Here is a 12,744-nt window from a genome sequence, read left to right as displayed (position 1 = left end):
GTCACTGATCTCCAGAACGAGGGGGAATTGTTGTGGTTACTGAAATCCGCCGACAACAACCATAGCCGATGATACAGATCAGCGCCAGTAGCAGCAGAAACGCATTCCAGCCGAATTGTTGGTAAAGGATCCCGGGGGCAATCGAACCGATGCTGCCGCCGGCGTAATAAAAGGCGACATAAAGGCCGTTGGTCAGGCCACGATGGCTGTTGCCGGCCATCTGGTTGACCAGCCCTGAAGCGGTAGTATGGACCAGGAACATGGCGCCGCAGAAGAGGAACATGGAGGCAAACAGAACACCGACTAGGGGAGTGGCAAAGGTGATCAGGGTGCCGCCAAGCACAAGTAGCCCGGAGCGGATCGTCCTGACTTCCCCTCCGAGCTGGCGGATAAACCAGGGGGCGCCCAAAGAGGTGACAATGCCCATCATATAACCGGAATACATCAGGCCGATGCGCATGGAATCAGTTTTGTCACTGAGTTCCGTCAGACGAAAAGGAATAAAGTTCATGACGGCTGAAAAGACCAGGAACAGACAGAAGACGCCCAGATAGAGGGGGAGGAAGTCAGGTTTACGCAGAACCTCCAGGATGGCCTGGGGGTGTGGGCGAACGAACCTGGTGCCGCTGGCCGGTTTGAGCCGGATCAGCAGGGCAAAAGCGACAAACAGACTGAAGGCCAGGGCAACAAAACTGAAACGCCAGCCGAACAGGTTGGCAATCAATCCGGAGGTGGCTCGTCCAGCGAAACCACCGAAGATGGTGGCAGTGATATACAGAGCCATGGTGCGCTGCAGGGTTTCGGCGCTGGAACGGGCCGACAGCCAGGTCATCAGCGAGGTCAGCAGGGCGGGAATCAGCAAGCCCTGAAACAGTCGGATAGCAAGCAGCTGGGGGTAGCTGGTGGCGACGGCAAAGAGCAGGGCGGAAATGGCTAATAATGGTACCGCCAGCTTCAGAATGCGCAGGGGTGAAACTGTCTCAAGCAGATAACCGTAGACCAGTGGTGCCAGGGCCAGGGGGATAAAGGTGACGGTAGTCAGAGCCGCTGCGGCCTCGCGGCTGACACCGAACTCAAGCTGTAATGCAGGCAACAACGGTTGCGGGGCGTACAGGGCGGAGAGGGCCAGTACGGTGGTCAGGATGATGGGAATAAGTTCAAAATAGCGACGCTGTGGCATGAGGTTTTCTGCTTTTCAGGGAATGAGCCAATCAGTCGGTGTACGTTATTTGCTGTAGCAGAAAAGGGGAAGACAGTACAGGGAATTCAGTGCGCCAGTTGCCAGCCACCGCCCAGGGCCTTGTACAGATCGACGGTGGCGGTCAGGCGGGCAAGCTTTTGCTGAATCAGTTGATCTTCAATCGCAAATAAACTGCGCTGGGCATCGAGAAGGGTGGTCAGGCTGTCGCTCCCCTCTTTATAGCGTAGCTCAGACAACTCCAGGGCATGAAGCGTTTCATCACGGATCTCGCGCTGAGTCTGTTCCTGGATCTGGCTGCGATGGACCACCGCCAGGGCGTCGTCCACCTCCCTTAGCGCGACCAGAACTGCCTTGCGCCAGCTTTCAACCAAAACCCGTTGTTCTGATTCATTCCTGGCTACCTGACCGCGCAGGCGGCCGCCGTCAAACAGGGCACGGGTCAGGGACACAATCGCATCAGCAGAATGCACTGGACTGCCCAGCCCCGAAAAGGCAAATTCGCTGCTCGCCAGCAGGCTCGACAAACCGAGGTTAAGTTTGAGGGGGAACAGGGCAGCGCGGGCGACGCTGATGTTAGCGCTGGCGGCGAACAGTCGTTCTTCCGCTGCTGCGATGTCGGGGCGGCGGATCAGCAGTTCAGCGGGCAATGCGCTGGTTACCGTTGGCACCACCAGATCATCTAGACCACCCTCGGTCACAGTAAATCCCTGTGGTGGTTTTCCCACCAGCAGCGCCAGCGCCCGTAAGGTCTGACGTTCCCGTATCTCCAGAGGCAAGAGGGCGTCGCGCTGCACCATCACTGCCGTACGTTGGCGGCTCAGATCGAGAGCGCTGGCAGCACCGTAGCGTTGGCGCGCTGCGACAATGGTAAAAAGGCGCTCGGCAATTTCCAGATTGTGGCGGGTGATGGCGAGGCGGTCGCGGACTGCCAGGACCTGCCAATAGGCGTTGGCTACGCCGGCAATCAGCGACAAGCGGGTCGCTTCATAGTCGTGGCGGCTGGCAGCATAAGCGGCCTGTCCCCCCTGCCAGGCGGCAAAATTACTCCCCCAGACATCAATCTCATAATTGATCGCCAGTCCGGCACGGGAGCTTTCCGTGCGAACCGAGGTGCCGCTGGTTTCACTGCGCCCGGCGCGCGTTGTCGCATCGAGATTGAGGGTGGGAAACAGCGGCGCCCGGCTGTTACGCAGGGCAATCTCCGCCTGCAGCACCCGTTCGGTGGCGATGCGGATATCGGGGCTGGCGCTGAGGGTTTGGACAATCAGCCGTTCCAGTTCAACCGAGTTAAAGCCGCTCCACCAGTCTTTTTCCAGCGGTTGTGTGGAGGGCATGGTCGATGTGGTGGTTTCATCCCAGGCTGATGGTAAGGTAAACTCGGGCGTCTGGTGCTCGATCGGCAGGGCGCAAGCACTCAGCAGCGCCGCCAGGATAATTAATTTGAGGAGGTGTAACGTGTTCATCGTGAATATGACCTATTCCGACGCCAGTGCCACCACCGGATCAAGGCGGGCGGCTTTACGTGCAGGGAAATAACCAAACACCAGCCCGGTAATAAAGGCACAGCCAAAGGCCAGGATGACCGGCAGAACGGCATAGTGAATCGGTGTGTCAAAGGCGGCAATGATGGCTGCCGTGCCGAGGCCGGCAATGACCCCAATGATACCTCCCAGGGCAGTGACAACCAATGCTTCAATAAGAAATTGCTGCTGAATATTGCGCATCCGCGCGCCGGTGGCCATGCGGATGCCGATTTCACGGGTCCGTTCGGTGACACTGACAAGCATGATATTCATGACCCCGATGCCACCGACCAGCAGGGAGATGGCGGCAATGGAACCGAGCAGGATGGTCAGGGTATTCTGGGTTTCGGTGATACTGTCGATGATCGAGGCCATGTTACGGATCTGGAAATCCTCAATGCCGCCATGACGTAAGAGCAGCAGTTGCTGGAGTTGCTGCTGGGTTTCGTCAATACGTGACACATTATCCACCGCAACGGTGATGTTGCGCAGATGGCGCTGGCCGGTCAGGCGCAGACTGCCGGTGGTGTAGGGGACAAATACCACGTCATCCTGATCGCTGCCGCCCATGCCGGCACCCATGGGAGCCATCACGCCAATGATCTGGAAAGGGATATTGTTGATCAACAGATATTTCCCCAACGGCTCACTGTCGGGAAACAGAGCGCGGGCAACGGTTTGACCAAGAACAGCGACGGTGGCAAAATTGCGCTCGTCCGTTTCAGTAAAAAAGCTGCCACCGGCAAGCTGCCAGCGCCGCGCAATAACGAAATCGCTGGAAGTGCTGTTGAGGCTGGTGCGGTGATCAAACTCTCCGGCGCGCACGGTGATGGCGCTGCTTTGCTCAGGGATGGCGGCCAGAACATTGGGGATGGTGCGGGCCGCAATGGCGTCTTCGGGCACCAGGGTGGCGATGCCTCCCGCGCCGCGCATGTTGGGGGCACCCGGCCTGACCATCAGCAAGTTGCTGCCGAGTACACTGATCCGTTCCACCACCGCCTGTTTGGCGCCGTCACCAATGGCGAGCATGGTGATCACCGAGGCAACGCCGATGACAATACCGAGCAGGGTCAGAATCGTGCGGAAAATATTGCTGCGCAGTGAACGTACTGCGGTGCGGGTGGCTTCAACCAATTCTGCCGGATAGGAGTTCATCAGTACCGGTGGCCGTGTTCGTTTCAGGGTGGGGAGCGTGGCAGGGCTTGTGCGGGTATCTGAGATGATCAGTCCATCGCGGATATCGATGATGCGGTCGGCATGATTAGCAACCTCCTGCTCATGGGTGATCAGGATGACCGTATGGCCACGCTGCGCCAGATCACTGAGCAGTTTCATTACCTCGGCGCCGCTATGGCTGTCCAGCGCCCCGGTTGGTTCGTCGGCAAGGATAATGCGCCCGCCGTTCATCAGTGCCCTGGCGATGGATACCCGTTGCTGTTGACCGCCTGAAAGCTGGTTTGGTCGGTAGGTGAGGCGATCCTCCAGCCCCAGCTCGGTCAGCAGTTCGGTTGCCCGGCTGCGCCGCTGCGCATGGGGTACGCCGGCATACACCGAAGGCACCTCCACATTCTCCAGGGCGTTAGCAGTGGCAATCAGGTGGTAGCTCTGAAAAACAAAACCGAACTCTTCACGGCGCAGACGCGCCAGCTCATCGTTGGACAGGGTCGCGACATTTTCACCCATGAACAGGTAGTCGCCGGAAGTAGGACGATCAAGGCAGCCGAGCAGGTTCATCAGGGTGGTTTTGCCGGAACCGGAGGCTCCCATGATGGCGATAAACTCCCCCGGATCGATCTGCAGATCGATTCCGTGCAGCACCCTGGTCGCCAGTTCGCCGCGGTAGTAGGTTTTGCTGACCTTGCGCAGTTCAATGAGGGGTTGATTGATGTCCACCATCAGCGCATCCGCATACCCATAGGTGGGCGTGCCTGGTTGCTGCGCTGATCACTAGCGTTTGCCGTCGAGGCGACAACCTGCTCGCCCTCCTTGAGTCCTTCCAGAATCTCAACCTGAATACGATTGCTGATACCGACCCTGACCTGGTGCTCCACCAGGTCACCTTTGTCATCAAGCAGCGTCACGGTTGCCGGTGCGCCGCTACCAGCCGCCGGCGTTTGGGGTGGGCGCCGGGTGTGTACGGCAGTGACCGGCAGCAGCAGGGTGTCTTGTGCAGCGGCGATGACGAAAAACACCTGGGCGGTCATTTGCGGCAGCAGGTTGTGGTTGCTGTTGTCGACATCAAAAAGGGCGCTGTAGAGCACTACGTTGTTTTCAACTGTGGGGGTCGGTTCAATCCGGTAGAGGGTGCCGAGCCAGCGTTGGTCGCGTCCTCCCAGGGTAGTAAAATAGGCCTCCATGCCGACCTGCAGGCGCGCAATGTCGGCTTCGGAAACCCGGGTTTTGACCGTCATGGCCGACAGGTCGGCGATCTGCATCAGCACCGGCGCCTGTTGACTGGCGTTGATGGTTTGCCCCTGACGGGCGCTGATGGCGACCACCGTGCCGTCCATCGGTGCAAAAATCTGCGCATAGCTTAAGTTGGCCTCATCGGCACGTAAGGTTGACTCGTTCTGATCGATCTGGGCCATGAGCATGTCGATCTGGGCCTTGGCCGACTGATAGGCTGCCGCCGCGTTCTGCGCACTTTCTTCGCTGGTTGCCTGCGCGGCGAGGAGGTTCTGCTGGCGCTGGTGATGGATCTGCGCCAGTTGCAGCTGTGCCTGCCGATCATTCAGCAATGCACGCTGATAACGCAACTGGGCGCGGCTGGCATCAACCTTCGCCATGAACAGGGTCGGATCAATTTCGGCGAGCAGATCGCCGCTTTCCACCTTATCGCCGACCTCAACGTGAATGCGGTGCAGTTGTCCGGAAACCTGGGCACCGACATCGACATAATCCCGTGGCTGGAGGATGCCGGTAGCGGTGACCAGATCTTCGATGGAGCTGCGCTGGACGGTGACAAGGGTGGGCGGGGTGGGTTTGTCATGTTGTATCACCAGATAGTACCAGCCACCAGCAGTAGCGCTGATCAGCAACAGGACGATGACGGCAGGCAACAGAAACTTGCCCTGTTGATTGAATCCGGGTACTCGCATGATAGTGAAAAATCCTTGTTGCAGTAAAAAACTCTCACTGGTTATCCGCTTCACTTCAGTTGTGACGATTAGAGGATCGAGGCCGCCGCGACCAGCTGGAAATCTCGATCCGGCGATGTCGCGCAGGATGACACAGACACTATCGTTCGGAACGGGATCCTGCCGTCATTCTGCGCGGAGCGAAGCGCAGTCACAGTATCCATGTCCTCTTTTCTTACTTACTGAAATCAAATAGATAACCAAAAAAACTCTACATCCCCTACATCCCTTGTCACCATAGCGCCAATGATCAATCCATACTATAGCGAATTTCTGGTTTGGTGTGTGTGTATTTGTGCAGGGTCACATTCCCGGCAGATCAGTACTTCGATGACCGGATGGTGGATTTGCGGCATATCTGTGAGGCTGTTTTTATAGTCTGCCGGTGTCGCCTCGCTATGACAGACCACTGCTGCCACCAGAATCCAGCTTTTTTGTCCCACCGACCATAGATGCAGATCGATAACTTCACTGTCGGGGACTGATTCCAGCCGCTGGCGCACCTGCTCACGCATGGCTTCGGGCGCTTCTGCATCGAGCAGAATTGCGCCGGTCTGGTACACCAGAACGGCGGCCCAGCGCAGAATCACCACCGAAGCGACCAGGGCAATCAGCGGATCAAGCCAGTTCCACCCCCAGGCCCAGGCAGCGATCAAGCCGATAATAGCAGCGACTGAGGTGACCGCGTCGGCGATCACATGAACCAGTGCGGCGCGCAGATTATGGTCCTGATGGGCGTGATTGTGTCCAGCGGCGTGGTCATGACCATGTTGATGATCCTGGCTGCCGGTCAGCAGCCAGGCGCAGAGCAGGTTGACGATCAGACCGATGATCGCTACCAGCAACGCTTCTCGGGCATGAAGGATCGTGGGGTTGAGCAGGCGCTGGATCGATTCATACACCAGCCAGATGACCGACAAACCCAGCAACAGAGCGCTGGTATAAGCTGCCAGATCACCGATCTTGCCGCTACCAAGGCTGAAGCGGCGATTTTCAGCGTGGTGGCGGGTCAGGTAGTAGGCCCCTGCCGCCAGCCCCAAAGCAACAGTGTGGCCGCCCATGTGGACCCCATCGGCCAACAGGGCCATAGAGCCGGTCAGCCAGCCACCGAAGATCTCGGCGATCATGGTCAGCAGGGTCAGCACCGTGGCGATCAGGGTGCGGCGTTCGGCCTTGCTCAGCTTGCCATGACCGAAATCATGCTGATAGCAGACTTGCCCGGCGATGCAGTTGGGGTTGGGAGATGATGATTTCCGCATGGGTTCGTTCCCGCTGGTTTGTTAAGTGATGACGTTGATCTTTAACACAGAAAAGGTCCCTTTTTTATGTAACTATTCACCCCGATCCGGTGCTGAACAGATACTTTTTTATCAAACAAAGCCCTTTGCAGAAAAGACAAAATTGATCATCGTTATCAAAAAGCGCGCGTTTTGTGACAGTTATCACAGATTTAATTTAGCGCTGGTCGTAGTGTCTGCACCATCGGCATTATAGCATGAACATCGGTAGCGCAAACGCCATAAGCTGTTGCCGTATTTCACAAAACTTTGTCAATAGAGGCGCCTGGTGGACTAATGTCACCAACTGATAATAAACTCTCAAGATAAAAATCTTTGCAATGAGCGATATTTTTCTGTATTTTTGAAAGTCATAATCAATAACATTAGTGTCGAATAAAAGTAGTGTGTGGCCGATTTGGGGTGACTGCTACGATTGCTACGTGTTGCTGGTACTTTTACCGGGACTCCATGAAAATTAACATTAAAAACACAGAAGAGATTCATCTGGCTCGCGCTTGTCGCGAGTCGTTGGTCAGTACTCGGTCCGGGTTTTGTTGTGTCCCGGAAAAACAGCCACAGCGCGAACTAACCTGGGTTGATCTGATTAACCGTTATCCGTCTTCGCGCGAGTGCCTTGCCGCCTTTGTTGTCAGCAGTGCCGCCGAGGTAATTGCCGGCGTCAAGCCTGCCAACCTGATCCGCATCATCAGGCGCACCTTGCCTTGTGGTCGTTGTATGCATCAACTCTGGCAGGATTATGGTGCTGATATGTTGCGGGACTCGGCGTTGCAGGTACTTACCTTGCGCTCTGATGCTGATGGCGTATCCCTGCTGTTTTATTGCCCCGAACTGCTGGTTAAACGACTGTCCAGTCGGACGATGCAATCTTTTCTGGCCGGATGTGGCTATCCGCGCCCCTTGACCCTTGATACAGCGCTGACGCATTTGCAACAGGTTTGTCAGGTCGAAGATTCTCCCGATGAAATCGGGATGTTTCTCGGTTATCCTCTTAAGGATGTCAAAGGCTTTATCTCCGGCACAAGCCGCCCCTGGCAAGGGCGCTGTCTGTGGCGGATTTATGGGCCGCCCGGACGTAGTCTGCAGCTCTATCGGCGTTTTTGTGCGGAACGCCAGGTGATCAATCGACGCATGATGGCCGGCAACGATCCTGCAGCGCTCCTGCTTGCTGTATGACAACAAGTGCTAGACTGCTGACCTGCGTGCGCCGCGCCCCGTTGCTGGAAGGGTTGTTGGACGATACTGAGTGTGGTTGTGGTATAGATAAAGTGTGATTCCATTAGGATTCTAAAAAAGCGGCATTGTGTTTATCTGGAACTTCCGGTTGAAACTTATTAACAGCAGTATGAGAGACGATAGTTTCCCTGTTTTCGGAATCGTCCAAAGGAGCGACCCATGAACGTCGGCATTTTCTACGGCAGCAGCACAGGTAGGACGGCAGCAGTGGCTGGGCAACTGGCGCAATTGATCAGCACGGCAAAACTCTATCCGGTGGCCGAGGCAACACGCGCCGATTTCGAATCCTGTGATCTGCTGATTCTGGGGTCGTCAAGTTGGTGTGATGCCCGGGATCGTCTTCAGGATGACTGGAACGATGCGTTTGAGTGCCTGCATGAGGCCAATCTCAAAGGCAAAAAGGTGGCGCTGTTCGGTATCGGCGATCAGGTTGGCTACCCTGATGCCTTTGTTGACGCGATCAGGGTTCTGCACGATGTCGCAAAAGCTGCAGGTGCCGAGGTTGTCGGCAAGTGGCCCGACGAGGATTATGACTACCACTATTCAGCAGCTATCGAAGGGGATTTTTTTCTTGGCCTGCCCCTCGATCTGACCAATCAGCCGGAGCTGACTGAATCTCGCCTGAACGGTTGGGTGGTACAGTTACGTCGCGAGGCCGGTCTTTAGCCGGACGTTGCAGGAAATCTGTTCATTTAGTTGCAGCAGAGGGGTGCGGTGTCGAAATAATTTATTCCCTGGTTCCAGGCATACCGTACCAGTTCAGCACTGGCGTCGAGGTCATCGGGATCGGGAAAACGCATGCCCCCAAAGCTGATGATGGAAAGTGCTGTAGCGGTTCGTCCAAAAGGGCGGTAGAGCATAGCGAGACAGTCAGGTCAGGTCGACACCGGCTGACTCATCTGGCGCTGGTTTTGCCGGTGAAACATCGGAGCCAAGCATGATTGCCAACCAGCGCGTCGATGGATTGATCTCGAGGGCGATTTTCATGATCATCGTTAAGGGTACCGATAATAGCATCCCCACCGGGCCCAGCACCCAGCCCCAGAAGACCAATGACAGAAACACCACCAGGGTCGACAAACCGAGACTCTTCCCCATCAGGCGCGGCTCGACGGCATTCCCCATCACTACGTTGATGGCAAGGTATAGGCCGGTTACCAGCAGCGCATGCAATGGGCCGAGTTGTACCAACGCCAGGAGTACCGCCGGAATGGCAGCGATAATGGAGCCGATATTGGGGACATAGTTCAGCAGAAAGGCAATCAGTCCCCAGAGTAGAGCATAATCGACGCCAATGAGCATCAGCCCGGCAGTAACAATCAGGCCGGTGACCAGGCTGATCAGGGTTTTAATCATCAAATATTGGCGCACCCCTTTGACAAAGCGTTCATAAGAGGCCAGGGAGGTGTCAGCGTCGGTCAGGGCGGCACGTAATTTGTCAGGTATTCCCGCCGCTTCAAAAAGGATAAAGATGACCGTCAACAGAATCAAAAAGGAATTGGTTAGTACCCCACCGGCGGCCGATAACATGCGTCCGGCGTACTGCATGATCGAGCCCGGATCAAAGTGGTCAAGCAGTAGCCGGCGTGAAATCTGTATGCCGAAACGGTCGAGCCAGTCGATGAAGATCAGGGTTTGGGAACGCAACTTTTGCTCGTACAGCGGGAGCTGGCTGGTAAAATCATTAACCGAGGTGCCGATGATGGTCAGCACGATCAGTCCGCCAAGCATGACCACGGCAATGACGATCAGCAGCGCCAACCAAGCCGGAACCTGATGTTGGCGCAGCCAGTAGAAGGGACCGGCACAAATAATCGAGATGAAAAAAGCCAGCAGAAAAGGCACCAGTAGCGCCTGGGCGGTCTTCAACCCGGCGATGATGATTACCAGGGCGGCCAGGGAGACAAGTATGTCGGTTGCTCGGTTCCGTCGGCTGGTCATGGTCAGTCTGCAACGTTGCAGAGCAGCAGCTTGACCCCCTGCTCAAAGATGACCTCCATTTTGTTGGGGCGGGTGGTGGAGAGAATCTTGCCCATGCCAAAGCTGGGGTGATTGATCAGATAACCGGTTTTGACCGGAGTTTTAAGGTGGTAAGGGATGGCACGGGTCTGATCCGCTGTGGCCATGATGTCCACCCACTGGGTCTGCGTGCGGGTTTTGCGCGGCTGAGCCGGGGTGCGCGGAGATGTGCTGCGCGGCTTTGGAGCGGTTGTGCTGCGGTGGTTATGGATACTGCCACAGACGTTGCACTCAACCCGGGCTACGCGGTCGCCAACCATGGCAACAATGGTGTGATTGGTGGATTCTTTGCATTTGCTACAGCGTGAGAGGGTGTGATCACCAGCGGCCGTTACCTTCTTGGTCATGTGTGCTCCTTGGGAAACATCCTTTGTACCCTGTCCGCTCGGGACTGTCAATCAGGGATGCGGCAAACATGGTCACTGCGGGCAGCAAGTAAAATACCTTTGCGGAATTCACAAGCTGTAAATATTCTGGGCCCAGGAGACTGCTTCGAGGTAGGCGGCCGGTAGCAGTTGTTCATCGATCCGGGTCTCTGCGGTCAGTTGTGAAACCGTCTCCCACTCCCCTTTTTCCATCGCGATGACAAGCAGGAGAATCGATCTGAGCTGATTATCTTCACCGGTCAGGGCGGCAAAGACCTCATCATCAACGGTAATCTCCTGAAGGATTTCGTCGAGGGGGCGCGACATGATGACATCAAGCAGGGAGAATAGACCCATCAAAAACAGATCGGATGTGCGATCCCCCAAGCGGCTTGGTAGCGCCAATTGCTCACAGAGGCGGGCGCGAATCAGCGAACTGACGACAAGTTCCGCCGGTTTATCGTTAGCCATGGAGGAAATGGATAACAGGGAGACCCATGAGCGAATTTCCCGCAAGCCCAACAGGGACAGGGCTTGCAGGACCGAAGTCACCCGGTTGCGCAGCGCAAAGGCGGCCGAATTGATCAATTTGAGCAGCTTGTAAGTCAAGGAGACTTCACTCTGAATGGTGAGGGCGAGTTTTTTGAAATCGACGTCTTCAGCGTGGACATCTTTAAGAATGCGCAGGAATTGAATCTTGTTGGTCGGGATATCCTTGCGCGAAATAATCACCGGCTTGGCAAAAAAGTACCCTTGAAAGAGCTGATACCCCATGGTTTTCGCCAGCTCATACACCTCATGGGTTTCAACCTTTTCGGCCAGCATCTTGATCCCTCGGGGAATCAGTTGCCGTGCCAGATCTTCCTGCTGGTTGACATCTGAGAGGAGAAAATCGACCTTGACGATATCGGCCAGATCCAGTAGTGGCTCAAAGTTTTTATGATAGACAAAATCATCGAGAGCCAGGGTGTAACCGAGCTTTTTGAGACGCCTGCAGGCTTCGACGACTTGCAATGTTGGTTCGACATCTTCCAGTATTTCTACTACTGCCTGTTGGCGTGGCAGGGTAGTCATCAGGTCTTCGAGGAGTACTTTCTCGGTGCAGTTGAGAAAAGCCCTGGTATTGCCGGTCATCTCTCCCAGGCTGAACAGCAGATTGCTGTTGGCAATAACACTGGCCGCTGCCTGATCGAAGTTATCGCTGTCAAAGAAATTGTGCATCCCGGAGCGGAACAGCAGCTCGTAGGCAAAAACACGTCCTTGCGTGTCGAAAATCGGTTGTCTGGCGATAAAATGTTCCACTGAGGATCCCTTTCTCCGGCGCTGATCTTTTTGCTGCCATATAACAGCTAAAACAGTTTAGCTATTTTTACCGCAGAAATAAAATAGCAAATATCTGATGCGGAAGTTGACCTTTATCTTTTGCTTGTATAGACTTGCGACAGCAAGTCAGGCTTTTTTCGTATAACATATCTCTCACTTTTTTTGACAAGGATAGTGCCGATGAAAAAGATCATTCTGTTATTCAGTATTGTTGTGCTCTGTGCGGCAACCGCAGCTATTGCTGTTCCCGCCAACCGTTCCTTGACCTTTGATAAAGGAGCTCTGGGCGCCGTCGAGTTTTCCGGAAAAATTCACGCTGAAGCCGGTTTCAAGTGTGGTGACTGCCATAACCCCAACCTGTTCCCGAAAATGAAGCAGGGTTCAGTGGAAATTACTATGGAAAAAATCTACGCTGGTGAGCTGTGTGGTTTCTGTCACAATGGCGAGACGGCCTTCGAGGCTAAAACCAGTTGTAACCGCTGTCACGTCAAGTAGTTTCTGGCGGGAAATAGTTTTCCCGCCGGACATGCAGGTTAACCAACGGCCGGCTCAATTTTTCGAGACCGGCCTTTGTCTTTTGTCCATTACCACTCCCACTCCCCACTCCCCACTCCCCACTCCCCACTCCCCACTCCCCACTCC

The 12,744-nt window shown here is 55.4% G+C and carries 11 protein-coding genes; 3 read left to right on the top strand and 8 right to left on the bottom strand.

Going from position 1 to position 12,744, the window contains the following annotated elements; genetic code table 11:
* Position 1: 1 nt before the first annotated feature.
* The 5 genes from AC6F7T_RS05100 to dmeF all read right to left on the bottom strand — a co-directional run bounded on the left by AC6F7T_RS05100 (position 2) and on the right by dmeF (position 7,120).
* Positions 2-1,180: an MFS transporter gene (locus tag AC6F7T_RS05100; protein WP_500716920.1), complete on the bottom strand. Its 1,179-nt coding sequence runs from the start codon at positions 1,178-1,180 to the stop codon at positions 2-4.
* An 86-nt stretch (positions 1,181-1,266) separates the two neighbouring features.
* On the bottom strand, positions 1,267-2,664 hold the full coding sequence (locus AC6F7T_RS05095) for an efflux transporter outer membrane subunit (RefSeq protein ID WP_500716919.1): 1,398 nt from the start codon (positions 2,662-2,664) through the stop codon (positions 1,267-1,269).
* A gap of 12 nt (positions 2,665-2,676) precedes the next feature.
* A complete protein-coding gene (locus AC6F7T_RS05090) occupies positions 2,677-4,620 on the bottom strand; it encodes a MacB family efflux pump subunit (RefSeq protein WP_500716918.1) in 1,944 nt (647 codons plus the stop codon).
* Positions 4,620-5,822 carry an efflux RND transporter periplasmic adaptor subunit gene (locus AC6F7T_RS05085; RefSeq protein ID WP_500716917.1) on the bottom strand — a complete coding sequence of 401 codons (1,203 nt, stop codon included), beginning with the start codon at positions 5,820-5,822 and terminating at the stop codon, positions 4,620-4,622. Before AC6F7T_RS05085 ends, AC6F7T_RS05090 begins: the two co-directional genes overlap by 1 nt.
* A gap of 299 nt (positions 5,823-6,121) precedes the next feature.
* The gene (gene dmeF, locus AC6F7T_RS05080; RefSeq protein ID WP_500716916.1) at positions 6,122-7,120 is read right to left on the bottom strand and encodes a CDF family Co(II)/Ni(II) efflux transporter DmeF; all 999 of its coding nucleotides are present in this window, start codon (positions 7,118-7,120) and stop codon (positions 6,122-6,124) included.
* A 489-nt stretch (positions 7,121-7,609) separates the two neighbouring features.
* On the opposite strand from dmeF, the gene AC6F7T_RS05075 reads away from it, so the two are divergent.
* Together AC6F7T_RS05075 and AC6F7T_RS05070 are read left to right on the top strand one after the other, a co-directional pair.
* Positions 7,610-8,335, top strand: coding sequence for a DUF3793 family protein (locus tag AC6F7T_RS05075; protein ID WP_500716915.1), 726 nt, complete (start codon positions 7,610-7,612; stop codon positions 8,333-8,335).
* A 219-nt stretch (positions 8,336-8,554) separates the two neighbouring features.
* Positions 8,555-9,061 (top strand): flavodoxin, encoded by a 507-nt coding sequence (locus AC6F7T_RS05070; protein WP_500716914.1) that lies wholly within the window; start codon positions 8,555-8,557, stop codon positions 9,059-9,061.
* Between the two features lie 204 nt (positions 9,062-9,265).
* Here AC6F7T_RS05070 and AC6F7T_RS05065 read toward each other — a convergent pair whose 3' ends face one another.
* From AC6F7T_RS05065 to AC6F7T_RS05055, 3 genes are all read right to left on the bottom strand, one after another.
* Positions 9,266-10,336: an AI-2E family transporter gene (locus tag AC6F7T_RS05065; RefSeq protein WP_500716913.1), complete on the bottom strand. Its 1,071-nt coding sequence runs from the start codon at positions 10,334-10,336 to the stop codon at positions 9,266-9,268.
* Positions 10,337-10,338: 2 nt separating this feature from the next.
* The gene (locus AC6F7T_RS05060) at positions 10,339-10,761 is read right to left on the bottom strand and encodes a hypothetical protein (RefSeq protein WP_500716912.1); all 423 of its coding nucleotides are present in this window, start codon (positions 10,759-10,761) and stop codon (positions 10,339-10,341) included.
* Positions 10,762-10,869: 108 nt separating this feature from the next.
* Complete coding sequence (locus AC6F7T_RS05055) at positions 10,870-12,081, bottom strand: HDOD domain-containing protein (RefSeq protein ID WP_500716911.1); 1,212 nt, start codon at positions 12,079-12,081, stop codon at positions 10,870-10,872.
* 201 nt (positions 12,082-12,282) lie between these two features.
* Between AC6F7T_RS05055 and AC6F7T_RS05050 the strand changes: the two genes are divergently transcribed.
* A complete protein-coding gene (locus AC6F7T_RS05050) occupies positions 12,283-12,597 on the top strand; it encodes a c(7)-type cytochrome triheme domain-containing protein (RefSeq protein WP_500716910.1) in 315 nt (104 codons plus the stop codon).
* Positions 12,598-12,744: the final 147 nt, after the last annotated feature.

Source organism: Pelovirga sp., assembly GCF_059864205.1.
Note: the sequence above shows the minus strand (reverse complement) of the source record. Positions and strands in the feature narration are given on the sequence as shown.